The 25370-nt window shown below is 63.9% G+C and carries 24 protein-coding genes; 12 read left to right on the forward strand and 12 right to left on the reverse strand.

Going from position 1 to position 25370, the window contains the following annotated elements:
• The first annotated feature begins 38 nt into the window (after nucleotides 1-38).
• The 5 genes from ACK1U9_RS12145 to ACK1U9_RS12165 all read left to right on the forward strand — a co-directional run bounded on the left by ACK1U9_RS12145 (nucleotide 39) and on the right by ACK1U9_RS12165 (nucleotide 3546).
• Nucleotides 39-1532: an RNA polymerase factor sigma-54 gene (locus ACK1U9_RS12145; protein WP_015269061.1), complete on the forward strand. Its 1494-nt coding sequence runs from the start codon at nucleotides 39-41 to the stop codon at nucleotides 1530-1532.
• A 79-nt stretch (nucleotides 1533-1611) separates the two neighbouring features.
• Nucleotides 1612-1920, forward strand: coding sequence for a ribosome hibernation-promoting factor, HPF/YfiA family (gene hpf, locus ACK1U9_RS12150; protein ID WP_003255135.1), 309 nt, complete (start codon nucleotides 1612-1614; stop codon nucleotides 1918-1920).
• A gap of 12 nt (nucleotides 1921-1932) precedes the next feature.
• The gene (gene ptsN / locus ACK1U9_RS12155; RefSeq protein WP_046615769.1) at nucleotides 1933-2397 is read left to right on the forward strand and encodes a PTS IIA-like nitrogen regulatory protein PtsN; all 465 of its coding nucleotides are present in this window, start codon (nucleotides 1933-1935) and stop codon (nucleotides 2395-2397) included.
• A 2-nt stretch (nucleotides 2398-2399) separates the two neighbouring features.
• Complete coding sequence (rapZ, locus tag ACK1U9_RS12160; RefSeq protein ID WP_046615770.1) at nucleotides 2400-3254, forward strand: RNase adapter RapZ; 855 nt, start codon at nucleotides 2400-2402, stop codon at nucleotides 3252-3254.
• Nucleotides 3255-3273: 19 nt separating this feature from the next.
• Entirely contained in the window at nucleotides 3274-3546 is a 273-nt protein-coding gene (locus tag ACK1U9_RS12165; RefSeq protein ID WP_013971075.1) for an HPr family phosphocarrier protein, read from the forward strand.
• Nucleotides 3547-3942: 396 nt separating this feature from the next.
• Here the strand turns inward: ACK1U9_RS12165 and ACK1U9_RS12170 are convergent, their stop codons facing one another.
• The 4 genes from ACK1U9_RS12170 to pmbA form a co-directional block, all read right to left on the reverse strand.
• Nucleotides 3943-4554 (reverse strand): superoxide dismutase, encoded by a 612-nt coding sequence (locus ACK1U9_RS12170; protein ID WP_046615771.1) that lies wholly within the window; start codon nucleotides 4552-4554, stop codon nucleotides 3943-3945.
• 75 nt (nucleotides 4555-4629) lie between these two features.
• Complete coding sequence (locus ACK1U9_RS12175) at nucleotides 4630-6006, reverse strand: class II fumarate hydratase (protein WP_046615772.1); 1377 nt, start codon at nucleotides 6004-6006, stop codon at nucleotides 4630-4632.
• Entirely contained in the window at nucleotides 5999-6400 is a 402-nt protein-coding gene (locus ACK1U9_RS12180; protein WP_046615773.1) for a hypothetical protein, read from the reverse strand. The genes ACK1U9_RS12175 and ACK1U9_RS12180 overlap by 8 nt, the downstream gene beginning before the upstream one ends.
• 244 nt (nucleotides 6401-6644) lie before the next feature.
• Nucleotides 6645-7991: a metalloprotease PmbA gene (gene pmbA, locus ACK1U9_RS12185; RefSeq protein ID WP_046615774.1), complete on the reverse strand. Its 1347-nt coding sequence runs from the start codon at nucleotides 7989-7991 to the stop codon at nucleotides 6645-6647.
• A gap of 108 nt (nucleotides 7992-8099) precedes the next feature.
• On the opposite strand from pmbA, the gene yjgA reads away from it, so the two are divergent.
• Nucleotides 8100-8621: a ribosome biogenesis factor YjgA gene (yjgA, locus tag ACK1U9_RS12190; RefSeq protein ID WP_003255152.1), complete on the forward strand. Its 522-nt coding sequence runs from the start codon at nucleotides 8100-8102 to the stop codon at nucleotides 8619-8621.
• Between the two features lie 138 nt (nucleotides 8622-8759).
• Here the strand turns inward: yjgA and tldD are convergent, their stop codons facing one another.
• The 8 genes from tldD to mreB form a co-directional block, all read right to left on the reverse strand.
• On the reverse strand, nucleotides 8760-10199 hold the full coding sequence (tldD, locus tag ACK1U9_RS12195) for a metalloprotease TldD (protein ID WP_108480940.1): 1440 nt from the start codon (nucleotides 10197-10199) through the stop codon (nucleotides 8760-8762).
• A gap of 2 nt (nucleotides 10200-10201) precedes the next feature.
• Nucleotides 10202-11053 carry a carbon-nitrogen hydrolase family protein gene (locus ACK1U9_RS12200; RefSeq protein ID WP_085600624.1) on the reverse strand — a complete coding sequence of 284 codons (852 nt, stop codon included), beginning with the start codon at nucleotides 11051-11053 and terminating at the stop codon, nucleotides 10202-10204.
• Nucleotides 11054-11061: 8 nt separating this feature from the next.
• Nucleotides 11062-14883: a YhdP family protein gene (locus ACK1U9_RS12205; protein ID WP_153670688.1), complete on the reverse strand. Its 3822-nt coding sequence runs from the start codon at nucleotides 14881-14883 to the stop codon at nucleotides 11062-11064.
• 82 nt (nucleotides 14884-14965) lie between these two features.
• On the reverse strand, nucleotides 14966-16423 hold the full coding sequence (gene rng, locus ACK1U9_RS12210; RefSeq protein WP_013971067.1) for a ribonuclease G: 1458 nt from the start codon (nucleotides 16421-16423) through the stop codon (nucleotides 14966-14968).
• A 54-nt stretch (nucleotides 16424-16477) separates the two neighbouring features.
• Nucleotides 16478-17089 carry a Maf family protein gene (locus ACK1U9_RS12215; RefSeq protein WP_046615777.1) on the reverse strand — a complete coding sequence of 204 codons (612 nt, stop codon included), beginning with the start codon at nucleotides 17087-17089 and terminating at the stop codon, nucleotides 16478-16480.
• Nucleotides 17090-17122: 33 nt separating this feature from the next.
• On the reverse strand, nucleotides 17123-17611 hold the full coding sequence (gene mreD / locus ACK1U9_RS12220) for a rod shape-determining protein MreD (RefSeq protein ID WP_015269051.1): 489 nt from the start codon (nucleotides 17609-17611) through the stop codon (nucleotides 17123-17125).
• Nucleotides 17611-18615 (reverse strand): rod shape-determining protein MreC, encoded by a 1005-nt coding sequence (gene mreC, locus ACK1U9_RS12225; protein WP_046615778.1) that lies wholly within the window; start codon nucleotides 18613-18615, stop codon nucleotides 17611-17613. Before mreC ends, mreD begins: the two co-directional genes overlap by 1 nt.
• Nucleotides 18616-18841: 226 nt before the next feature.
• Nucleotides 18842-19879: a rod shape-determining protein MreB gene (mreB, locus tag ACK1U9_RS12230; protein ID WP_003255163.1), complete on the reverse strand. Its 1038-nt coding sequence runs from the start codon at nucleotides 19877-19879 to the stop codon at nucleotides 18842-18844.
• Between the two features lie 205 nt (nucleotides 19880-20084).
• Between mreB and gatC the strand changes: the two genes are divergently transcribed.
• The 6 genes from gatC to ACK1U9_RS12260 all read left to right on the forward strand — a co-directional run bounded on the left by gatC (nucleotide 20085) and on the right by ACK1U9_RS12260 (nucleotide 25282).
• The gene (gatC, locus tag ACK1U9_RS12235) at nucleotides 20085-20372 is read left to right on the forward strand and encodes an Asp-tRNA(Asn)/Glu-tRNA(Gln) amidotransferase subunit GatC (RefSeq protein ID WP_003255165.1); all 288 of its coding nucleotides are present in this window, start codon (nucleotides 20085-20087) and stop codon (nucleotides 20370-20372) included.
• Nucleotides 20373-20387: 15 nt separating this feature from the next.
• Nucleotides 20388-21839 (forward strand): Asp-tRNA(Asn)/Glu-tRNA(Gln) amidotransferase subunit GatA, encoded by a 1452-nt coding sequence (gene gatA, locus ACK1U9_RS12240; RefSeq protein ID WP_024086328.1) that lies wholly within the window; start codon nucleotides 20388-20390, stop codon nucleotides 21837-21839.
• Nucleotides 21840-21850: 11 nt separating this feature from the next.
• Nucleotides 21851-23296, forward strand: a complete 1446-nt coding sequence (gene gatB / locus ACK1U9_RS12245) for an Asp-tRNA(Asn)/Glu-tRNA(Gln) amidotransferase subunit GatB (protein WP_013971062.1) — start codon at nucleotides 21851-21853, stop codon at nucleotides 23294-23296.
• A gap of 125 nt (nucleotides 23297-23421) precedes the next feature.
• Nucleotides 23422-23796: a septal ring lytic transglycosylase RlpA family protein gene (locus ACK1U9_RS12250; protein WP_046615780.1), complete on the forward strand. Its 375-nt coding sequence runs from the start codon at nucleotides 23422-23424 to the stop codon at nucleotides 23794-23796.
• 60 nt (nucleotides 23797-23856) lie between these two features.
• Complete coding sequence (locus ACK1U9_RS12255; protein ID WP_046615781.1) at nucleotides 23857-24900, forward strand: calcium/sodium antiporter; 1044 nt, start codon at nucleotides 23857-23859, stop codon at nucleotides 24898-24900.
• Between the two features lie 10 nt (nucleotides 24901-24910).
• Nucleotides 24911-25282: a carboxymuconolactone decarboxylase family protein gene (locus ACK1U9_RS12260; RefSeq protein WP_046615782.1), complete on the forward strand. Its 372-nt coding sequence runs from the start codon at nucleotides 24911-24913 to the stop codon at nucleotides 25280-25282.
• The last annotated feature ends 88 nt before the right edge of the window (nucleotides 25283-25370 follow it).

Below are 25370 nucleotides of genomic sequence, written 5' to 3' on the forward strand. Positions count from 1 at the left end.
CGCATGCGCGCCGGCGAACAAGGTATTAAGCCCCAGCCATGAAACCATCGCTCGTCCTAAAAATGGGCCAGCAACTGACGATGACACCGCAGTTGCAACAGGCCATCCGCCTGCTCCAGCTCTCCACCCTGGACCTCCAACAGGAAATCCAGGAAGCGCTGGAGTCGAACCCGATGCTCGAACGTCAGGAAGACGGCGACGACTTCGACAACAGCGACCCGATGGCGGACAACGCCGAGAACAAGCCGGCCGCCGAAGTCCAGGACAACAGCTTCCAGGAAAGCACTACCAGTGCCGACACCCTGGAAGACGGTGAGTGGAGCGAGCGCATCCCCAACGAACTGCCGGTCGACACCGCCTGGGAAGACATCTACCAGACCAGCGCCAGCAGCCTGCCGAGCAACGACGACGACGAGTGGGACTTCACCACCCGCACATCGGCCGGCGAAAGCCTGCAAAGCCACCTGCTGTGGCAACTGAACCTGGCTCCGATGTCCGACACCGACCGCCTGATCGCCGTCACCCTGATCGACAGCATCAACGGCCAGGGCTACCTGGAAGATACCCTCGAGGAAATCTGCGCCGGTTTCGACCCGGAGCTGGATATCGAGCTGGACGAGGTCGAAGCGGTACTGCACCGCATCCAGCAGTTCGAACCAGCCGGTGTTGCCGCCCGCACCCTGGGCGAATGCCTGTTGCTGCAACTGCGCCAGCTGCCCGCCAGCACGCCGTGGATGGCCGAAGCCAAGCGCCTGGTCACCGACTTCATCGACCTGCTCGGCAGCCGTGATTACAGCCAGCTGATGCGTCGCATGAAAATCAAGGAAGACGAGCTACGCCAGGTCATCGAGCTGGTACAAAGCCTCAACCCGCGCCCCGGCTCGCAGATCGAGTCCAGCGAGCCTGAGTACGTGGTGCCAGACGTCATCGTGCGCAAGGACAGCGACCGCTGGCTGGTGGAGCTGAACCAGGAGGCCATTCCGCGCCTGCGCGTCAACCCGCAATATGCCGGTTTTGTGCGCCGGGCCGACACCAGCGCCGACAACACCTTCATGCGCAACCAGTTGCAGGAAGCGCGCTGGTTCATCAAGAGCCTGCAAAGCCGCAACGAAACCCTGATGAAGGTGGCCACGCAGATCGTCGAGCACCAGCGCGGCTTCCTCGATCACGGCGACGAAGCGATGAAGCCGTTGGTGCTGCATGACATCGCCGAAGCGGTGGGCATGCACGAGTCGACCATTTCGCGGGTAACCACGCAGAAATACATGCACACGCCGCGTGGCATCTACGAACTGAAATACTTTTTCTCCAGCCACGTCAGCACCTCCGAAGGCGGAGAATGCTCGTCTACGGCGATCCGCGCGATCATCAAGAAACTGGTTGCGGCGGAAAATCAGAAAAAGCCATTGAGTGACAGCAAGATCGCTGGTTTACTGGAGGCACAAGGCATCCAGGTAGCCCGTCGCACCGTCGCCAAGTACCGCGAGTCCCTCGGCATCGCACCGTCGAGCGAGCGCAAGCGACTGATGTAGCCCCTGAGATGTGCCACAGCGTTTGTGGGGCAGGTGCAAGATCTGCCTCTTTATGCACGGGCAACAAAGGAGAAGCTGTATGCAAGTCAATATCAGTGGACAGCATGTAGAAGTCACCCAGCCACTGCGCGATTACGTGCTTGAAAAGCTCGCTCGCGTGGAAAGTCACTTCGACAAGATCACCAACGTGCAGGTCATCATGAAAGTCGAGAAGCTGCAGCAGAAGGTCGAGGCGACCTTGCAGATTCCCGGCGGCGAAGTGGTTGCCAACGCCGAACACGAAGACATGTATGCAGCGATCGACGCCTTGGCAGACAAGCTCGACCGCCAACTGAAAAAACACAAGGAAAAACAGCAAAGCCTGCTGCAAGGTGCAGCTGCCCGCTGATCCCCCTCATCCATGATCCGACTTGAAACCATCCTGACCCCCGGCCGTTCCCTCGTGAACGTGCCGGGCGGCAGCAAGAAGCGCGCCCTGGAAAAGGTCGCCACCGTCATCGCCGATCAAGTGCCCGAACTGGAGATGCAAGACGTCTTCGAAAAACTGATCGCCCGGGAAAAACTCGGCTCGACCGGTTTCGGCAACGGCATCGCCATCCCGCACTGCCGGCTTGAAGGATGTTCCGCTCCGGTCAGCGCCCTGCTGCATCTGGAAGCCCCTATCGACTACGACGCCATCGATGGCGCGCCGGTGGACCTGCTGTTCGTCCTGCTGGTGCCAGAAGCCGCCACCGATGCCCATCTGGAACTGCTGCGCCAGATTGCCAGCATGCTCGATCGCAAGGAGGTCCGTGATCGCCTGCGTGCGGCCACCAGCAGCGAGGCCCTGTTCCAGGTTGTCCTGGACGTACAGAACGAGCACTGAACATGCGCCTGATCATCGTCAGCGGCCGGTCCGGCTCCGGCAAGAGCACCGCCCTCGATGTCCTGGAAGACAACGGTTTCTACTGCATTGACAACCTGCCCGCCGGGCTGCTGCCACAACTGGCGGAAAATGCGCTGATCAATACCGAGTTGCTGCAACCCAAGGTCGCCGTGTCGATCGACGCGCGCAACCTGCCCAGCCACCTGACGCGTTTCCCCGAGTTGCTCGAAGAAGCCCGCGCTCGGCATATCCAGTGCGACGTGCTGTACCTGGATGCCGACGAAGACATGCTGCTCAAGCGCTTCTCGGAAACCCGCCGGCGCCACCCGCTGACCAACGCCAACCGCTCGCTCGCGGAAGCGATTCGGGTGGAAAGCGAATTGCTAGGGCCGATTGCAGACCTGGCCGACCTGAAAATCGACACTACCAGCCTGAACCTGTACCAGTTGCGTGATTCGATCAAGCTGCGCCTGCTCAACCAGCCCGAGCCTGGCACCGCGTTCCTGGTCGAGTCGTTCGGTTTCAAGCGCGGAATGCCGGTCGATGCAGACCTGGTGTTCGATGTGCGCTGCCTGCCCAACCCCTACTGGAAGCCCGAGCTGCGTGAGCACTCCGGCCTCGACCAACCGGTGATCGACTACCTGGCCGCACAGCCGGATGTCGAAGAGATGTTCAACGACATTTCCAGTTACCTGCTCAAGTGGCTTCCCCGCTTCGCCGCCAGCAACCGTGCCTACGTCACCATTGCCATTGGCTGCACCGGCGGTCACCACCGCTCGGTGTACATCACCGAACGCCTTGGCACGCTGCTGCAGCAATCCCTGAAAAACGTCCAGGTCCGCCACCGCGACCTCTAGCCCAAGGATCCGCCCCACGATGCCCGCCCGTGAAATAACCATCATCAACAAGTTGGGCCTGCATGCCCGGGCGGCAGCCAAGTTCGTCGGCGTTGCCGGCCGCTTCCCCTGCCAGGTCAGGGTTGGCCGTGCGCCGGACAAGCTGGTGGATGGCAAAAGCATCATGGCGGTAATGATGCTGGCGGCCGGCAAAGGTACGCAGGTGCACCTTCATACCGAAGGTGAGCAGGACGACGATGCGATGGCAGCGCTGGTCGAGCTGATCAACAATTATTTCGACGAAGGCGAATGAATTTTGCAGGCCTGCACGGTCCGTGTGGGAACAGCTTTTCAGCACAAATCGCCTGTGCAAGCGGTACGCGTACCCGTGTGGGAGCGGCTTTAGCCGCGAAGAATCCAACGCGGTGCATGGCACCGACTTCGCCGGTGTTCGCGGCTAAAGCCGCTCCCACAAAGTCCCCGCTGATTCAATGAGTTATGTGCCGCTCCCCACAGCGAAGCCGGTGAAAACATCATCATCCGGCGCAAGCCGATACACAGCCCCAAGCTGGCCAGGCAAGGTCCAACCAGGCGAAGCCGCGCGCCAATAGCAGCGCAGTGCCTGCCAGCAACAGCAAAGTCCCAAGCGCCAGCCGAAACAGGCGCACACGGCTGACAGTCATCACCTTGGAGCGCATACCGGAAAGGCTCACTTCAGGCTGTCGAGGTAGCGGCGCTCCACTTCCGACCAGTAAATCACGTTGTAGAAGGCACCGATGTATTCCGGGCGACGGTTCTGATACTTCAGGTAGTACGCATGCTCCCACACATCCAGGCCGAGGATTGGCGTGTTGCCGTGCATCAACGGGCTGTCCTGATTGCCGCTGCTTTCCACTACGAGGGTTTTCTGCGGGGTCACGCTGAGCCAGGCCCAGCCACTACCGAAGCGGGTCAGCGCAGCCTTGGTGAAGGCCTCCTTGAAGGCATCGAAGCCGCCCAGCTGTTCCTCGATGGCCTGCGCCAGAGCGCCCTGCGGCTCTCCCCCACCCTGCGGTGACATCACGGTCCAGAACAGGCTGTGGTTGGCGTGCCCGCCGCCATGGTTGGTCACCGCACCACGCAGGAGTTCCGGTAATTGTCCGACCGCGCCGAGCAGTTTCTCCACCGGCCACTCAGCCCACTCGGTGCCTTCGATGGCGGCGTTGAGGCCATTGACGTAGGTCTGGTGGTGCTTGGTGTGATGGATTTCCATGGTCTGCGCGTCGATGTGCGGTTCCAGCGCAGCGTAGGCGTAAGGCAATGCAGGCAAGGTATGGGGCATATCAGTGAATTCCGTAGACATGGGGTAAGCGATGACCAACGCGGTCACCGCTGGCGCTTGGGCCGTGACTCGGGGTCAGATACCTCCGGCGGTGAGTTTTTCCGGATCCAGCAACGCTTCCAGCTGGTCACGCGACAGGTCGGTGTGCTCCAGCGCCACGTCGATGATCGGGCGACCCTGCTTGTAGGCGGTCTTGGCGATTTCGGCGGCCTTCAGGTAGCCGATGATCGGGTTCAGCGCCGTGACCAGTATCGGGTTGCGCGCCAGGGCTTCCTTGAGCTTGCTTTCGTTGACCTTGAAGCTGGCGATGGCCTTGTCGGCCAGCAGGCGGCTGACGTTGGCCATCAGCTCGATGCTTTCCAGCAGGTTGCGGGCGATCACCGGCAGCATCACGTTCAGCTCGAAGTTGCCGGACTGGCCAGCGATGGCGATGGTGGCGTCATTGCCGATCACTTGGGCGGCGACCATGGCAGTGGCTTCCGGAATCACCGGATTGACCTTGCCCGGCATGATCGAAGAGCCCGGCTGCAGGCCTTGCAGCTCGATTTCGCCCAGCCCGGCCAGCGGGCCGGAGTTCATCCAGCGCAGGTCATTGGCGATCTTCATCAGCGCCACGGCGGCAGTCTTGAGCTGGCCAGACAGGGCCACGGCGGTGTCCTGCGAGCCGATCAGGGCGAACAGGTTCTGCCCGGGGGTGAACTCGACCTGGGTCAGGCTGCTGAGCTGGCGGGCAAAACCGGCAGCGAACTGCGGGTGGGCGTTGATGCCGGTACCCACGGCGGTGCCACCCTGGGCCAGCGCCTGCAGGTTTGGCAGGGTCGCTTCGATGTGAGCCTTGGCGCCATTGATCTGCGCCGCCCAGCCATCCAGCACCTGGCTCATGCGCACTGGCATGGCATCCATCAGGTGGGTGCGGCCGGTCTTCACGTACTGATGCACCTGCGCCGACTTGGCCTCAATCGCCTGCACCAGGTGCGCCAGGGCTGGCAGCAGCTGCTCGTGCAGGGCCAGCGCGGCGCTGACGTGAATGGTGGTCGGGATGATGTCGTTGCTGCTCTGGCCGCAGTTGACGTGGTCGTTGGCGTTGACAGCCTCACCCAACACGCGGCTGGCCAGAGTGGCGATAACCTCGTTGGCGTTCATGTTCGAACTGGTGCCGGAACCGGTCTGGAACACATCCACAGGGAAATGCTGGATGAAGTCCCCCGCCAGCAGTTGCTCGACAGCCGTTACGATGGCTTGGCCCTGCGCAGTCGACAGCTGCTCCAGTTCGACGTTGGCCTTGGCCGCGGCAGCCTTGGCAAGCAGCAGTGCTCGAATGAACTGGGCCGGCATGCGCTGTCCGCTGATCGGGAAATTGTCGACCGCGCGCTGGGTCTGGGCACCGTACAGGGCCTGGGCCGGCACCTGCAGTTCGCCCATGCTGTCACGCTCGATACGGGTATCACTCATCATCAAATCCTTGCATCAGTTCATCGGGGGAAATCGACGGCAGCAGGCGGCAGTTGGCCAACTGCAGGGCGTAGGGCTGCCAGCGCTGGTTCCGGGCCTCGCGGTCGAGGTTGCGCAGGTCCAGCAGCGGGCGCCAGGCCTGGTCCAGGCAGAGGCAGCGCCAATGCCAGGGCAGCATGCGGTCGCAGGCGGTATCCAGCAGCAGTCGGAAGGAGGTCAGCGCCACCGTCCATGGCGAGGTTTCGGTGCAGCACACCAGGTAACGGCCTTCGGCCAGGTAATGCTCGATCAGGCGCGGTTCGTCGGGCTCGAGCGCACAGCGGATGCGTCGGCTGAGCCAGCGCCAGTTTTCCAGGTAGGGCAGTTCGCGGAGGACGGGTTTCATGAACATCATCGCCGGGTTACTGGATAATGATATTCATTATTAATTGATAAACAGAATCACTTCAAGTGGGAAGTGATGAAACAAAAACCCGGCGTGGGGGCCGGGTCTCTTTTGTTGCATTGAGAGATCTCTACTGCCTGCACCGGCCTCTTCGCGGGTAAACCCGCTCCCACAGGGACCGCGCCACACCTGAAGACTGCGCAATACTTGTGGGAGCGGGTTCACCCGCGAAGAGGCCGGTACAGGCTAAAGATCAACTACCAGCAACGGTCATCCGTTCGATAAGCACCGATCCGGTGTGAATGTTGCTGCGGGTCTCAAGATCGCTTCCAATCGCGACAATCTGCTGGAACATGTCTTTCATGTTCCCGGCAATGGTCACTTCCTGCACCGCGTGCTGAATCTCGCCATTCTCGACCCAGAACCCCGCCGCGCCACGGGAATAATCCCCCGTCACCATGTTCAGGCCATGCCCCATCAACTCGGTCACCAGCAACCCTCGGCCCATGCGCCGGATCAGCGCCGCCTGGTCTTCGACACCATGGCTGACGAACAGGTTGTGCACACCACCAGCGTTGGCCGTGCTTGGCAAACCCAGCTTGCGCCCGGAATAGGTACCCAGCAGGTACGACACCAACTCACCCTTGTCGACGAACGGCTTGGCATAGGTAGCCAAACCATCGCCGTCGAACGCGGCACTGCCAAGTGCCCGCGGAATGTGCGGGCGCTCGTCGAGGGTCAGCCAGCCAGGGAACAGGCGCTGACCAATGGTCCCCTCCAGGAACGAGGATTTACGGTACAGGTTGCCGCCGGAAATGGCCGACAGGAAGCTGCCGAACAGGCCACCGGCCAGCTCGGCCGAGAACAGCACCGGCACCTCACAGGTCGGCACCGGCCGCGCCCCCAGGCGGCTGGCGGCACGCTGGGCAGCGCGCACGCCGATGCTACGCGGGTCGGCCAGCAAGTTACCCTGGCGGTTCACGTCGTACCAGTAGTCACGCTGCATCTGGCCGTCGCCTTCGGCAATCATCACGCAGCTCAGGCTGTGCCGGGTCGAGGCGTAGCCGCCGATGAAACCATGGCTGTTGCCATACACGCGGCAGCCCTGGTGGGTATTGAGGGTGGTGCCGTCGGCATTGAGGATACGCGGGTCGGCGTCGAATGCCGCCGCCTCGCAGGCCAGGGCCATCTCGATGGCCTTCTCCGGCTCGAGGTTCCAGTCGTGGTACAGGTCCAGGTCCGGGATCTCGCGAGCCATCAGCGCCGCGTCGGCCAGGCCGGAACATTCATCTTCGGAGGTATGCTTGGCAATCGCCAAAGCGGCGGCGACGGTTTCGCGGATTGCTTCCGGGCCACTGGCCGAAGTGCTGGCCGAGCCTTTGCGCTGGCCCACATACAGGGTGATGCCGAAGCCCTGGTCGCGATTGAACTCGACCGTCTCGACCTCTCGCTGGCGTACCGTGGTGGACAGGCCCTGCTCCAGCGACACCGCCACTTCGCAGGCACTGGCCCCCTGGCGGCGCGCTTCGGCGATGATCGCCTCGACCTGCTCCTGCAATGCTGGCAGGTCTTTCGGACCTACGCTCTGGACTGCACTCATGGTTCTCTCCACTCAAATTCTGCGTTCGGCGAGGGTCATTCTACGACCGGGCCGGACAAGCGGCCCCCGACTGGTTATCATGGCGGCGATTTCTAGCGGACTGCCACCATGGTTGATTCAAACGACGACGCCTTCGACGGCGAAAAAAGCAAAACCCAGATCAAGCGCGAGCTGCATGCGCTGGTCGAACTCGGCGAGCGCCTTACCACGCTCAAGGCCGATACCCTGGCTCGCCTGCCGTTGACCGACGAGCTGCGCAAGGCCCTGGCCGAAGCCAGCAAGCACACCGCTCACGGTGCCCGCAAACGCCACATGTCGTTTGTCGGCAAGCTGATGCGCGTACAGGACCTGGATGCCATCCACGCCTTGCTCGAACAGATGGACAGCTCGACCCGCCAGTACAACGAACGCTTCCACAGCCTGGAGCGCTGGCGTGACCGGTTGATCGACGGTAACGACGAAGACCTCGAGCGCTTCGTCAACGAATACCCCGACACCGACCGCCAGCAACTGCGCTCGCTGGTGCGCCATGCCCAGCACGAGAAGGCGCGGAACAAACCGCCTGCCGCCGCACGCAAGGTGTTCAAGTACATCCGCGATCTCGACGAGCTGCAGCGCGGCTTGCGCTGAATCGCCGGGGCCGCTTTGCGGCCCAATCGCGACACAAGGCCGCTCCCACAGTAAGTGCGCTGCCATTTCTGCACGGCGCGGTCCCTGTGGGAGCGGCCTTGCGTCGCGAAAGGACCGCAAAGCGGTCCCAGATGGCCATCACGCCCCTGTACCGCCCACGGTAATCGCATCCAGCTTCAGGGTCGGCTGCCCGACCCCGACCGGCACCGACTGCCCGTCCTTGCCGCAAGTCCCTACCCCACTGTCCAGCGCCAGGTCGTTACCGACCATCGACACCCGGCTCATCGCTTCCGGGCCATTGCCGATCAGGGTCGCTCCTTTCACCGGCGCGGTAATCTTGCCGTCTTCGATCAGGTAGGCCTCACTGGTCGAGAACACGAACTTACCGCTGGTGATGTCCACCTGGCCACCGCCGAGGTTGGCGCAGTAGATGCCCTTCTTCACCGAAGCGATGATTTCCTGCGGGTCGCTTTCGCCGGCACGCATGTAGGTGTTGGTCATGCGCGGCATCGGCAGGTGCGCGTAGGATTCGCGGCGGCCGTTGCCGGTGACCGCCATGCCCATCAGGCGCGCGTTCAGTTTGTCCTGCATGTAGCCCTTGAGCACACCGTTCTCGATCAGCGTGGTGCACTCGGTCGGGGTGCCTTCGTCATCCACGCTCAGCGAGCCGCGGCGGCCCTCGAGAGTGCCGTCGTCGACGATGGTGCACAGGCTCGATGCCACTTTCTCGCCAATGCGGCCGCTGAACGCCGAACTACCCTTGCGGTTGAAGTCACCTTCCAGACCATGGCCGACAGCCTCGTGCAGCAGCACGCCCGACCAGCCCGAACCCAGCACCACCGGCAGGGTACCAGCCGGTGCCGGGATCGCCTCCAGGTTCACCAGGGCCTGGCGCAGCGCTTCGCGGGCATAGCCCATGACCCGCTCTTCGGTGAAGAAGCGGTAGTCGGTACGCCCGCCACCGCCTTGCCCGCCACGCTCGCGGCGGCCATTCTGCTCGACGATGACGCTGACGTTGAAGCGCACCAGCGGGCGCACGTCGGCGGCCAGGCTGCCATCGGCCGCAGCGATCAGGATGCGCTCCCAGACCCCGGCCATGCTCACACTGACCTGCTGGATACGCGGGTCCAGGACGCGGGTGGCGGCGTCGACACGCTTGAGCAGCTCGACCTTCTCGGCACGACTGAGCACATCCAGCGGGTTGTCCGCCGGATAAAGGGCGGTCACGTCCTGGCTGCGGAAGGCCTGTACCTTGCCGTTCTGCCCGGCACGGGAGATTGAACGGGCGGCACGGGCTGCCGAGGTCAGCGCTTCGAGGTTGATTGCGTTGCTGTAGGCAAAGCCGGTCTTTTCACCGGACTGGGCACGCACGCCCACGCCTTGGTCGAGGTTGAAACTGCCCTCTTTGACGATGCCGTCTTCCAGCGCCCAGGTTTCCGAGATCTGACCCTGGAAATACAGGTCGGCGGCATCGATGCCGGGGCCGGCCAACTCACCCAGCACGCTCTGCAGGCTGTCCAGGGTCAAGCCGCCTGGGGCCAGGAGCTGCTCGCTGACGGTGGATAACATCTGGCTCATAGTCACTCCGAGGTGTGCGCAGGCCGCAACGCGCCCTGCGAGAAAAAGCGCCGGTGCGATACCACCGGCATGCGCGCCCGGATGGACGCTTGTTCGTCAATGTCGCGCTCGGCGAGCAGTACCGCTTCACCTTGCGCCTGTTCCGCGACGATGCGCCCCCAGGGGTCGACGATCGCCGCATGGCCATGGGTTTCCCGTGGCCCCGGGTGAGTTCCGCCTTGTGCCGCAGCCAGCAGGTAGCACTGGGTCTCGATGGCCCGAGCACGCACCAGCACTTCCCAGTGCGCCGCGCCCGTTACCGCAGTGAAAGCGGCCGGCGCAGTGATCAGTTCCGCGCCGGCGGCGCGCAGTGCGCTGTACAGTTCGGGGAAGCGCAGGTCGTAGCACACGCTCAGCCCCAGCCGCCCCACCGGCGTATCGGCCACCACCACCTGGGCGCCGTGGGCGTAGTCGTCGGACTCGCGGTAGCGGCCACGGTTGTCAGCAACGTCCACATCGAACAGGTGCAACTTGTCATAGCGTGCCGCCACTTCACCGTGTTCGTCGATCAACAGCGAGCAGGCATGGGCCTTGGCTTCGGGCTGGCCGACCGGTGGCAATGGCAAGGTACCTGCGACAATCCATAACTTGAGGTCGCGGGCGGTGCGTTTCAACCATGGCAGGATCGGACCTTCACCCAACGCTTCGGCGCGGCCGATGGCAGCGGCGTCCTTGCGGCCCATGGCGGCGAAGTTTTCCGGCAGCACAGCCAGCCTTGCACCGCCAATGGCGGCCTGCTCCAGCAGGGCACCGGCGCGCTGCAGGTTGGCCAGCACATCGTCCTGGCTGACCATCTGTATGACAGCTGCCTTCATGGGCACTCCTAGCGGGATTTCTCGAAAGGTTTCACAAATGTGATTCTAGGCTCTTTCACAGGACCTTCGACACGGTAGTGGACGCTGGCGAAGCGCGACACGCGGTCGCCGATCAGCCGGTCGACCAGGAACAGCGCCCCGCCCACGGCCGGCGCGCCGACAATCAGGGCCGCCAGCGGCAGGTTGTTGGTCACTGGCAGGCTCACCTGCAAGTTGGCATCGACCCGGTCGCTTACCAGGTCCAGGGTACCGTCCAGCTCAAAGTTGCTCGATGGGCCGGTCACGGCGATTGGCTCGCGGGTCACGTAGACACCGTCACTGGCCACCAGCAAGCCTTTGACCCGGTCGTAGGCCAAGCCCTTGTCGAACAGGTCGGAGAAGTCCAGGCGCAAGCGCCGGCCAATGGAGTTGAAGTTCAGCAGGCCGAACACCCGCAGCGCCTGGGCACTGCCTTCGACCTCGACGAACTGACCGGTGCGCAGCGCTGCATCCATGCTGCCGGAGAAGCGCTTGAGGCTCACCGAGGCCGGCGAACCCGGCCAGCGGCCATCCACATCCAGACGGAAGTCGCGGCTGGTCACGGTCGGGGCAAAGCCCCAGGCCTTGAGCACATCCGCCAGGTTCTTGCCGTCCAGGCGCCCTTTGTACCAGCTGCTGGTGCTGCCCGGCTCGCCTTCCCAGCCGCCGCCACCATCGATACGCAGGCCCTTGAAGTCGAGGTCGATGTCGCTGGCGGTCACGCCACGCGCGGTCGGCCGCAACTTGAGCGACGCACTGCCGTACAGGTCGTCACCGCGATAGAGCTTGTCGATGCTCAGGTCCAGCGCCGGCACCTTGCGCGGGTCGAATGAAGCCAATGGGTCCGGGCCCTCCTCGGCCTGCTTTTCAGCATCGGTGGCAGCGGGCAGGCGCAGGGTCTGCATGCGCACGACCATGGGCGCGCCCTTGGCATCCGGCACCCGTGCGTTGCCGATAACCTCCCTGCTATCGAGGCGCAGATCCCAGGCAGCGCCACCACGGGCAAGACGCACCACGGCCTGGTTCAGATCCATGCCGAAGGCTTTCAGTTGGCCAATGCTCAGGTCGACTCCTTGCAGGTTCTGCCGCGCGCTGCCACCCGGATCGCCACCCACCAATTGCGCCGCCCGTTCTTGCCAGGGCGCCAGGTCCAGTGCCTCCAAGCGGCCGCGTACTCGCAGGCCCTGCCCGGCAGGTAGCTGGGCGTCACCTGCGCCCAGCAACAACTCGCCACGGCCCTGGGCCAGTTTGTCGGCCGGAGCGGCGTAGGCAAAGCGGGCAAGGTCGCCATAGGCCGCGTCGAAGCGCCGCTCAGGGCCTTGCAGGCTCATGCTGAAACGGCTATCACGGGCATCCGCCGCAGCCTTGCCGAACGGTGCCGGCAGGTCGATGGCCAGGCCCTTGAGACTGGAGTCGACACGTAGTCGGTTGTCTCGACTACCCAGGCTGACCTGCAACTGGTAGGGCAGGTCGCCCGAAGCCGGCAAGGCCTGCTTGAACTGCAGCCAGTCGGTCAGCGCCTTGAGCGAGACCTGGCCATTGGCGTTGATGCGGGTCTGCATCTGCCCTGGCTGGCCTTCGGCCGTGATTTGCGCCGTCACCGGCTTGCCGAAGGCCTGCAGGCTGATGCCCTTGCCGCTCAGGCCCTTGTCGAAATCGAAACTGAAGTCGCCCTTCAGGCGGCTCAACTCCAGATTCGGCGGTGCCACCTTCAGCCGCGCATCGTCGGTGGCAAAGTCCACCTGCACTTTCGGCCGCTGCCCGTGGGCCAGCGGAATGTCGAGCTTGACCTTGCCCTTGAGCGGCCCCTCGCCCTCCCAGCCTGCGAATATCTCACCAGTGCCGATTGGCGCTTCCTTGAGAACCTTCAGGCCATCGCCCAGACTGCCGTCGAAGTTGCCATCGAGGTACAGGTGGCTTTGCTGGCCCTCGTCGACATGCGGGATGTCGACGCTCACATCGCTGACTTTGGTGTCGAGCAGTACGCCCCGCTCGGCCTTGACGCGCACGCCACTGTCCTCGATGAACACATCGCCATCCACGTGCTGCACCTGCGGCCAGCCCGGCTGGAAGTCCAGGGCGGCATCACGCACCTTGAAGAACAGGCTGATGCTGCGCGCTTCCGGCGCGACGCCATGGTTCAGCGAGCCCTGATACTGGAAGTAGCCTTCGTCCACCGTGCCTTTGACGATCGCACTGCGCAGCCATTCGTCGAGGGCGGGGCTGAGCACCTCGGGCAGGTACTTGGCGGTGTAGCGGCCATCGCCTTCGGTCAGGCCGACGCGCAGGTCCATGTAATCCTCGCGGCCCTCCTCGAACAACAGGCGAATGAGGAAGTCACCGGCGATCTTGCCCTCCTCGCCGAGTACCTTGAGGTAAGGCGCGACCAGGGTGAAACCTTCCTTGTCCAAGGCCCAGGTCAGGCGCGCATTGGCCTTCTGGTAGTGCCAGGGTTTGGCGAAGATCGGGTAAAGGTGCAGCATGAACGCATCGGTATCAAGGCGCAGTTCACCGTGGCCGAGGTCACCGCTGATGCTGCCGCTGACATTACCGGCTGCCGGGGCATTGTGATAGGCATCGAAACCGACCTTCTCCAGATTGGCTTCGAATTGCAGACGCTGGTCACCTTCGGCCTTGGGCCGCGCCTCCAGGCGCACATTGCGCAGCGCGCCGGTCACTTTCAGGCCATCGATCACGGCCATGACCTTGTCCGGCAGCGGCGCGAGAGCATCGATCAGAGGGGTCAACGGCGTGAGGTCAAGGCGGTCGGCCTGCACTTGCCAGCTTTCCGTGGCAGCGTCCTCGCCTGCACGCTGCTGCAACTGCAGGTGCGACTCCCAACGGGTCTTGCCAACGTCCATGGCCAGGGAGTCGACCACCACATCGAAGCCTTGCTCCCGTCGCTGGAACCAGGCACCCAGCGCCAGGTTAGTCAGCTTGGCCGCCTTTCGCCCGACATAGGCGCCCTGCAGCTCCGGTGCATTGAGGCGTACGACGGCCTGCTGCAACTGCCCCTTGCGCCAATCGACCCAGAACTCGCCGCCGGCCCGCAGGGCGTCGGCATGCCACTGGCCCAGCAGGCGTGGCGGCAGCCAACGCGCCCAGTCACTCTGCGGCAGGCTCAGGTAGGCTTCGACCTGGCCGTCGCGCCAGGTGTTGGCCGTGGCCCGGCCGCGCAGGTTCAGCGACAGGGGTTGGCCATCGGGCAGAGTCGCGCGCAGGTCCAGAGCATGGCGCGAAGCCCCGGCTTGCAGCCCGACGCTCACATAAGTCAGGGTCAACGGGTCGCGCTGCCAGGGGTGCAGGGTGACCTGGCTGTCGAACACATCGATACGGCCCAACTGGCGCAGGCGCTGCAACAACTCGGCAGGATCGAGCGGCGAATCATCTTTCTTCGGCAGGCCTTCGAGGCTCCAGGCGCCCTGCTCGTTCTCGCGCAGGATCAGTTGCAGGCCGCCCAACTGAATGCGTGCAAGGCGTACCTCGCGGGCGGTGATGCTGGCCCAGACATCGGGTACTACCTTGACGTCGTCCAGGCGCAGGGCCGTGGCCCCCTCGCCCAGTTGCAGGTCGCGCACCCTCAGCACCGGTGCCAGGCCGCTCCAGCGGCCTTCCAGGGCACCAACGTGCACAGGCAGGCCCAAAGACTGTTCGGCCTTGCTCTCCACATCGGCGCGGTACTCGGCCACCAACGGCACCAGTTCGCGGCCGAGGCTGACATACAGCGCCACCAACACCGCCAGCAGGGCGCAAAAGCCCAGCCCCCAGCGGGTCAAGGCGACAAGAACGCGGGTCAGACGTCCCATGGCCATGGCCCTCCAGGTCGTTTATCCATGATGGCCCGTCGTGCCGGTTTTGCCAGCCCGGCCCACCTGCGGCGCGTTTCAGAAGGCCTCAGAGCAGCACCACATCGTATTGTTCCTGCGAATACATCGACTCCACCTGGAAACGAATGGTTCGGCCGATGAAGGCCTCAAGCTCCGCGACGTTACCGGACTCTTCATCCAGCAACCGGTCGACCACCTTCTGGTTGGCCAGCACGCGGTAGCCTTCGGCCTGGTACGCGCGGGCCTCGCGCAGGATCTCGCGGAAGATTTCGTAACAGATAGTCTCGGGGGTTTTCAGCTTGCCACGGCCCTGACAGGCCAGGCAGGGCTCGCACAGCACCTGTTCCAGGCTTTCCCGCGTGCGCTTGCGGGTCATCTGCACCAGGCCCAGCTCGGTGATGCCGATGATGTTGGTCTTGGCGTGATCGCGCTCCAGCTGCTTTTCCAGAGTGCGTAGCACCTGGCGCTGGTGCTCTTCGTCTTCCATGTCGATGAAGTCGATGATGATGATGCCGCCGATGTTGCGCAGGCGCAGCTGCCGGGCGATGGCGGTGGCGGCCTCGAGGTTGGTCTTGAAGATGGTCTCTTCGAGGTTCCGATGGCCGACGAAGGCGCCGGTATTCACATCGATGGTGGTCATCGCTTCAGCCGGGTCGACCACCAGGTAGCCACCGGATTTCAGCGGCACCTTGCGTTCCAGCGCACGCTGGATCTCGTCCTCGACGCCGTACAGGTCGAAAATCGGCCGTTCGCCCGGGTAGTGCTCGAGGCGATCGGCAATTTCCGGCATCAGCTCGCCAACGAACTGCGTGGTCTTCTGGAAGGTTTCCCGCGAGTCGATGCGGATCTTCTCGATCTTCGGGTTGACCAGGTCGCGCAGGGTGCGCAGGGCCAGGCCCAGGTCCTCGTAGATGACCGTGGGCGCGCCGCAGGTCTTGATCTGGGTGCCAATCTGCTCCCACAGGCGGCGCAGGTAGCGAATATCCTGCAGGATCTCTTCAGCGCGTGCGCCTTCGGCAGCGGTACGCAGGATGAAGCCACCGGCGTCCTTGATGTTCTCGCTTTCCATGCAGTCGCTGACCACCTGCTTGAGGCGCTCGCGCTCGGCTTCGTCCTCGATCTTCAGCGAAATGCCGACATGGCTGCTGCGGGGCATGTACACCAGGTAGCGCGACGGGATCGACAGCTGGGTGGTCAGACGCGCGCCCTTGGTGCCGATCGGGTCCTTGGTCACCTGCACCACCAAGGCCTGACCCTCGTGCACCAGGGCGGTAATGTTTTCTACCGCAGAGCCTTCGCGCTGGGATATTTCCGAGGCATGGATGAATGCCGCGCGCTCCAGGCCGATATCGACGAAAGCCGCCTGCATGCCCGGCAGCACGCGCACCACCTTGCCTTTGTAGATATTGCCGACGATGCCCCGGCGCTGGGTGCGCTCGACATGCACTTCCTGCAGCACCCCGTTTTCCACCACCGCCACGCGCGACTCCATCGGGGTGATGTTGATCAGGATCTCTTCACTCATGGCAGGCTCTCGTCAAAGGTCTTTGGTAATGATGGATGGCGTATGCAGTGCTGGCTACCGCTGGTTTGTTACCTCTGGCGTATGCGCGGGCGATTGCCAGCAGGCAATGCCGAATTGGCCAAGCAGTTCGGCCGTTTCACTGAGGGGCAAGCCGACCACCGCCGAGTAGCTGCCGGAAAGGCCGGTGACGAACACCGCTCCCAAGCCCTGGATGGCATAGCCGCCGGCCTTGTCCGCGGGCTCGCCGCTGGCCCAGTAGCGTTGCGCTTCCTCGGCGCTGATCGCACGGAAGCGCACCTTGCTGGTGACGCACAGGCTTTGCACGCGCGGTCCATCACTCAGGGCGACCGCAGTCAGTACGTGGTGCTCGCGGCCCGAAAGGTCGGCCAGCATGGCCAGAGCATCTTCGCGGTTTTCCGGTTTGCCAAGAATACGACCATCGAGCACCACGGCAGTGTCTGCGCCCAGCACCACAGCCTGGCCTTCGATGCAGGCCAGGCCGGCGGCGGCCTTGGCCCGGGCCAGGCGCTCGACGTAGGCCGGGGCGCTTTCATCGGGCAGCGGAGTTTCATCGATGGGGGCACTGACGACGCTGAACGGCACCCCGATCTGGGTCAGCAGTTCACGACGACGAGGCGAGCCTGAGGCCAGGTATAGCGGGGTCATGCAGACATCTCCCTGTCAGTCGCGGCGGCGCCGTCAGTTGATATGCAAGCGTCGGCGCAGATCGCGCAGGGCGAAACTGATCCACGGCCAGAGCAAGGCGCTGATCACCGCCGACCAGACCAGTGCCAGGGTGGGCAGACGGTTGCCGGTCAGCGCGCTGAGCCACAGCTGGATCAGCTGGGCGATGCCGAAGATCACCAGGATCACCAGGCTCTGCTGCCACATGGGGAACATGCGCAGGCGCTGCTGCAACGACAGCACCAGGAAGGTGATAAGGGTGAGAATCAGCGCGTTCTGCCCCAGCAGGGTTCCGTACAGCACGTCCTCGGCCAGGCCCAGCACGAACGCGGTGGTCATGCCGACCTTGTTCGGTACGGCGAGGGTCCAGAACGACACCAGCAAGGCCAGCCACATGGGCCGGAACACTTCCATGAACTGCGGCATGGGCGAGACGCTGAGCAGCAGGCCGATGGCGAAAGTCAGCCAGATGACCCAGCCGTTGTTGCGGCGTGATGCAGCCATCATTGCCTCCGGGTGTGAGCGGGTGCGGCAGGCGCGGTAGCCGGCGTGGCAGGTGCAGCAGCCGGGGCTGCAGGTTGCGCTGCCGGGGCTGCCGGGGCCGCTGGTGTAGCCGGCGTGGCAGGTGCGCTGCCAGCTGGTGCGCCTTGCTCGACCGTCGCAGCCGGCTGGCCTGCAGCCGAGGTCCCCTTGCGGTCAGCCTCTTCCTGGGCGATGGCGGCATCGGTGGCGCGCTGTTCCGGGCTGCGCCGGTCGCTGAACACCAACAGCATGTAGCGGCTGCGGTTGAGCGCGGCGGTGGGGATGGCACGAACGATGGCGAACGGCTGGCCGGAATCGTGGATCACTTCATTGACCGTGGCCACCGGGTAACCGGCCGGGAACCGTTGACCCATGCCGGAACTGACCAGCAGGTCGCCTTCCTTGATGTCGGCGGTATCGGCCACATGGCGCAGTTCCAGGCGCTCCGGGTTGCCGGTGCCGCTGGCGATGGCGCGCAGGCCGTTGCGGTTGACCTGCACCGGGATGCTATGGGTGGTATCGGTCAGCAACAGTACCCGCGAGGTGTACGGCATCAGCTCGACCACCTGGCCCATCAGGCCACGGGCATCGAGCACCGGCTGGCCAAGGAACACGCCATCACGCTCGCCCTTGTTGATCAGGATGCGGTGGGTGAACGGGTTGGGGTCGACACCGATCAGCTCGGCCACCTCGACTTTTTCGTTGACCAGCGCCGAGGAGTTGAGCAATTCGCGCAAGCGCACGTTCTGCTCGGTCAGGGCCGCCAGCTTCTGCAGGCGCCCCTGCAGCAGCAGGGCTTCGGTCTTGAGCTTTTCGTTTTCGGCAATCAGTTCGGTGCGGCTGCCGAACTGGCCGGCCACACCTTGCCACGCACGTTGCGGCAGGTCGGTGATCCAGTACGACTCCATGAGTACCAGGCCCATCTGGCTGCGCACGGGCTTGAGCACGTCGAAGCGCGCGTCGACAACCATCAACGCGACCGACATCACCACCAGGACGAGCAGGCGAACGCCCAGCGAAGGGCCCTTGGAGAAAAGCGGTTTAATGGGCCGTTCCTCGTGGACGACTCAGGAGGTCATTGGACATGGGACAACGCACCAGCCTGGTTGCGGGTTGATGGATACGGCGCCCCGAACGGGCGCCAGCCCAGCACATACAGGTAGCACTGTGCGTACTACCTGTAAACCGGACGCTCGTGAACAGCGAGCGGGATCACTCGCTGGAGAGCAGGTCCATCGCGTGCTTGTCCATCATCTCCAGGGCGCGACCACCGCCACGGGCGACGCAGGTCAGCGGGTCTTCGGCGACGATCACCGGCAGGCCGGTTTCCTGGGCCAGCAGCTTGTCCAGGTCACGCAGCAGTGCGCCACCACCGGTCAGCACCAGGCCACGCTCGGCGATGTCCGAGGCCAGCTCGGGCGGCGATTGCTCCAGCGCACTCTTGACCGCCTGGACGATGGTCGCCAGGGATTCCTGCAGCGCTTCGAGCACTTCGTTGGAGTTCAGGGTGAAGGCACGCGGTACGCCCTCGGCCAGGTTGCGGCCGCGCACGTCGACTTCACGCACTTCGCCACCCGGGTAGGCGGTACCGATCTCCTGCTTGATGCGCTCGGCGGTGGACTCGCCGATCAGGCTGCCGTAGTTGCGGCGCACGTAGGTGACGATAGCTTCGTCGAAGCGGTCGCCGCCAACGCGCACGGATTCCGCATAGACCACGCCGTTCAGGGAAATGAGCGCGATTTCAGTGGTACCACCACCGATATCGACGACCATCGAACCGCGGGCTTCCTCGACCGGCAGGCCGGCACCGATGGCGGCAGCCATAGGCTCTTCGATCAGGAACACTTCGCGGGCACCGGCACCCAAGGCCGACTCGCGGATGGCGCGGCGCTCTACCTGGGTGGACTTGCACGGCACGCAGATCAGCACGCGCGGGCTCGGCTGCAGGAAGCTGTTCTCGTGAACCTTGTTGATAAAATATTGCAACATTTTTTCGCAGACGCTGAAGTCGGCGATGACGCCGTCCTTCATCGGACGAATGGCAGCAATGTTGCCAGGCGTGCGGCCCAGCATGCGCTTGGCTTCGGTACCGACGGCGACGACGCTTTTCTGGTTGCCATGGGTACGGATGGCAACAACCGAGGGCTCATTCAGGACGATACCGCGCTCACGCACGTAAATAAGGGTGTTGGCAGTACCCAGGTCGATGGACAGATCGCTGGAAAACATGCCACGCAGTTTCTTGAACATGGGAAAGTGACCCTGGGGAAAGCGTGGGTAAAAAAGTGCGGCAAACTCTAACAATGGCAGGGATTTTGGGCAAGGAGCCAATATGTTAAATTGGCTGTTTTTCCGAGCACGCCAGCAGAATTTCGCGGCCGTTAGACCGCCAGAAAGCTGACATGTTCCTCACTGCGGACCCAAATTCCGGTCTTTGTTTCCCCTGGAGATCCCCATGGCGCTTGAACGCTGCGACGTGGAAAAGATCGCCCATCTGGCCCGTCTGGGCCTGAATGATGGCGAACTGCCACGCATTACTGACGCACTGAACAGCATTCTCGGGCTGGTCGACCAGATGCAAGCGGTCGACACTACCGGCATCGAGCCACTGGCCCACCCCCTGGAGGCCAGCCAGCGCCTGCGTCCCGACCAGGTCACCGAGAGCAACCAGCGCGACGCCTACCAGGCCATCGCGCCGTCGACCGAAAGCGGTCTGTACCTGGTTCCCAAAGTCATCGAGTAAGGGATAGAGCCTGCCATGCATCAATTGACCCTGGCCGAGATCGCCCGCGGACTCGCCGACAAGTCGTTTTCCTCCGAAGAGCTGACCGGCGCCCTGCTGGCGCGCATCAAGCAGCTCGACCCGCAGATCAACAGCTTCATCAGTGTCACCGAGGACCTGGCCCTGGGCCAGGCACGTGCCGCCGACGCCCGTCGCGCCGCTGGCGAAACCGGGGCGCTGCTCGGTGCACCGATCGCCCACAAGGACCTGTTCTGCACCAACGGCGTACGCACCAGCTGCGGCTCGAAGATGCTCGACAACTTCAAGGCGCCGTATGACGCCACCGTGGTTGCCAAGCTGGCGGAAGCCGGCATGGTCACCCTGGGCAAGACCAACATGGACGAATTCGCCATGGGTTCGGCCAACGAATCCAGCCACTACGGCGCGGTGAAGAATCCATGGAACCTCGAACACGTCCCGGGCGGCTCGTCGGGCGGTTCGGCCGCGGCAGTGGCTGCACGCCTGCTGCCAGCCACCACCGGCACCGACACCGGCGGTTCGATCCGCCAACCGGCGGCACTGACCAACCTCACCGGCCTCAAGCCGACCTACGGCCGCGTGTCGCGCTGGGGCATGATCGCCTACGCCTCCAGCCTCGACCAGGGTGGCCCGCTGGCCCGTACTGCCGAAGACTGCGCCCTGCTGCTGCAAGGCATGGCCGGTTTCGACGCCAAGGACTCCACCAGCATCGAAGAGCCTGTGCCTGACTACAGCGCCAACCTGAATGCTTCGCTGCAGGGCCTGCGCATCGGCCTGCCGAAGGAGTACTTCGGTGCCGGCCTCGACCCACGCATCGCCGACCTGGTCCAGGCCAGCGTCAAGGAGCTGGAAAAGCTCGGCGCGGTGGTCAAGGAAATCAGCCTGCCGAACATGCAGCACGCCATCCCGGCCTACTACGTGATCGCCCCTGCTGAAGCCTCGTCAAACCTGTCGCGTTTCGACGGCGTGCGCTTCGGCTACCGCTGTGAAAACCCGAAAGACCTCACCGACCTGTACAAGCGTTCGCGTGGCGAAGGCTTCGGTGTCGAAGTGCAGCGCCGCATCATGGTCGGCACCTACGCCCTGTCGGCCGGCTACTACGACGCCTACTACGTGAAGGCGCAGCAGATCCGCCGCCTGATCAAGAACGACTTCATGGCCGCCTTCAACGACGTCGACCTGATCCTCGGCCCGACCACGCCAAACCCGGCCTGGAAGCTCGGCGCCAAGAGCAGCGACCCGGTCGCCGCGTACCTGGAAGACGTCTACACCATCACCGCCAACCTGGCGGGCCTGCCGGGCCTGTCGATGCCGGCCGGCTTCGTCGATGGCCTGCCGGTCGGCGTGCAGCTGCTGGCGCCATACTTCCAGGAAGGCCGCCTGCTCAACGTCGCGCACCGCTACCAGCAAGTGACCGACTGGCACACCCGCGCCCCCAACGGCTTCTGAGGAATTCACACATGCAATGGGAAGTTGTGATCGGGCTGGAAATCCACACTCAGCTCGCCACCCAGTCGAAGATTTTCTCCGGCAGCGCCACCACCTTCGGTTCCGAGCCGAACACCCAGGCCAGCCTGGTTGACCTGGGCATGCCTGGCGTACTGCCAGTACTGAACCAGGAAGCCGTGCGCATGGCGTGCATGTTCGGCCTGGCCATCGATGCCGAGATCGGCAAGCGCAACGTGTTCGCGCGCAAGAACTACTTCTACCCGGACCTGCCCAAAGGCTACCAGATCAGCCAGATGGACCTGCCGATCGTCGGCAAGGGCCACCTGGACATCGCCCTGGAAGACGGCACCATCAAGCGCATCGGGGTAACCCGCGCGCACCTGGAAGAAGACGCCGGCAAGAGCCTGCACGAAGACTTCAGCGGCTCCACCGGCATCGACCTGAACCGCGCCGGCACCCCGCTGCTGGAAATCGTCTCCGAGCCTGACATGCGCAGTGCCAAGGAAGCCGTGGCCTACGTCAAGGCGATCCACGCGCTGGTGCGTTACCTGGGCATCTGCGACGGCAACATGGCCGAAGGCTCGCTGCGTTGCGACTGCAACGTGTCGATTCGCCCGAAAGGCCAGGCCGAGTTCGGCACCCGCTGCGAGATCAAAAACGTCAACTCGTTCCGCTTCATCGAGCGCGCGATCAACAGCGAGATCCAGCGCCAGATCGACCTGATCGAGGACGGCGGCAAGGTGGTACAGGAAACCCGCCTGTACGACCCGAACAAGGACGAGACCCGCTCCATGCGCAGCAAGGAGGAAGCCAACGACTACCGTTACTTCCCCGACCCGGACCTGCTGCCAGTGGTGATCGAGGACAGCTTCCTCGAAACCGTCCGCGCCGGCTTGCCGGAACTGCCGACGCAGAAGGTCGAGCGCTTCCAGAACCAGTACGGCCTGTCGGCCTACGACGCCAACGTGCTGGCTTCCAGCCGCGAACAGGCGGACTACTTCGAGGAAGTGGTGAAGATCGGTGGCGATGCCAAGCTGGCTGCCAACTGGGTCATGGTCGAGCTGGGCAGCCTGCTGAACAAGCTGGGCATCGAGATCGACCAGGCGCCGGTCAGCGCCGCACAGCTGGGCGGCATGCTGTTGCGCATCCGCGACAACACCATCAGCGGCAAGATCGCCAAGACCGTGTTCGAGGCCATGGCCGCCGGTGAAGGCGATGCCGACAGCATCATCGAAAGCAAAGGCCTGAAGCAGGTCACCGATACCGGTGCGATCGACAAGATGCTCGACGAAGTGCTGGCGGCAAACGCCGAGCAGGTCGAACAGTACCGCGCAGCCGACGAGGCCAAGCGTGGCAAGATGTTCGGTTTCTTCGTCGGCCAGGCGATGAAAGCCTCCAAAGGCAAAGCCAACCCGGGGCAAGTGAACCAATTGCTCAAGGCCAAGCTCGAAGGGTGATTGTTTTACCCCTGTAGTCCTGCGAGGGCTTCGCCCTCGTTCGCGGCTGAAGCAGCTCCCACAGGTATAGCGCCGTACCTGTGGGAGCGGCTTTAGCCGCGAATGGCCGCACCGGAGCATTCGAATTGCTAAAGCGATCCCTGAGCACCCTCGCCCTCTTCTCCCTGCTGGCCGGCTGCGCCAGCCAGGACATCGACCCCGACGGTTACGACAAGACCGGCACCGCTTCCTATTACGGCGCGCGTCACCACGGCAAACGCACCGCCAGCGGCGAACCATTCAACCAGCACGGGCTCACCGCCGCCCACCGCAGCCTGCCCTTCGGCACCCGGGTACGGGTGACCAACCTGGCCAACCAGCGCAGCGTCGTGGTGCGCATCAACGACCGTGGCCCGCATACCCGCGGCCGCCTGATCGATCTTTCACGTGCCGCCGCAGAAAAAATCGGCATGATCCGTAGCGGAACCGCGCGCGTGCGAGTACAAGGGCTTAGCGACTGACGCGACAGGAGTCCGACCATTTTCGACCTGGCTATCCTTCCCACCTTCAGCCTCCTGCAACTGGGCATCGCCCTGCTGTTGCTGATCGGCGGCGCCGAACTGCTGGTACGCGCAGCGCTGCGCCTGGCCCAGCGCCTGCACGTACGCCCTCTGATCATCGGCCTGAGCCTGGTGGCCTTCGGCAGCACTGCCCCGCAGATGACCGTGAGCCTGCAGGCCGCCTACCAGGGCGCGCCAGATGTGGCGGTGGGCAGCGTTATCGGCAGCAACATTTTCAACGTACTGGTCATCCTCGGCCTGGCCGCACTGATCATCCCGCTGCGCGTGTCGCGGCAACTGGTGCGCCTGGACATTCCACTGATGATCGTCGCCAGCGGCCTGGTCTACGCGTTATCCGCCAACGGCCACCTGGGCCGGGCCGAAGGGGTGTTGCTGCTGATCGGCCTGGCCGGCTACCTGGCAATGCTTTGGCACCAGTCGCGCCACTACGCCCGCACCTACCCCGCACCGGCCACTGTCACCAGCAGCACCGGGCGTTTCTGGTCAGGCACGCTGCTGCAGGTGCTGGCCGGCCTGGGTCTGCTGAGCCTGGCGGGTCACTTGTTGCTTGAAGCCGCCGTGGAGGTGGCCACCGACCTGGGGCTGTCCGAGCGCATCATCGGCCTTACCGTCGTTGCCATCTGCACTTCCCTGCCAGAACTGGCTGCTGCGCTGATCGCCGCCCTGCGCGGTGAACGAGAAATCGCCGTGGGAACAGTGATAGGCAGCAACCTGTTGAACCTGCTGGCGGTGCTGGGCCTGACAGCACTGGTCGCTCCCGAGCCGCTGTCGATCTCGCCCAACGCCTTGGCCTTCGACCTGCCGGTAATGCTGGGTGTTGCTGCGCTGAGCCTGCCGGTGTTCTATTCCGGTTACCGCATCACCCGCGCCGAAGGCCTGGTGTTCCTTTGCCTGTACCTGGCCTATGGGCTGCACGTGGCGGCGTTCACCATGGGCATGCCACTGGCCGGCCGCCTGGAGCGGTTGATGCTGTTCTACGTACTGCCGGTGCTCGCCATGGTGTTGCTGTACACCACCGCACGAGCCTGGCGCCGCCAACACTAAGGAAAACAACATGGCTGACAGCAAGAAAACCGGCGAACAGATTCGGCGCCAGGTCATGGGCGATGCGTTCGTCGACCGCGCCTTGGGCAATGCCACCGACTTTACCCAACCGCTGCAGGACTTCGTCAACGAACATGCCTGGGGCAGCGTGTGGGCCCGCGACGGGCTGCCGCTGAAAACCCGCAGCCTGATTACCCTGGCTACGCTGACCGCACTCAAGTGCCCGCAGGAGCTCAAGGGGCATGTGCGCGGTGCGTTGAACAATGGCTGTACGGTGGAGGAGATTCGCGAAGCGCTGCTGCATTGCGCGGTGTATGCGGGGGTGCCGGCGGCGATTGACGCGTTCCGTGCGGCACAGGAAGTGATCGACAGTTATCAATAGGTAGCCTGTACCGGCCTCTTCGCGGGCACGCCCGCTCCCACAGGTACCCCACAGGCGCTGAGACCTGTGCAGTACCTGTGGGAGCGGG

This window comes from Pseudomonas sp. XP1 (assembly GCF_053557675.1).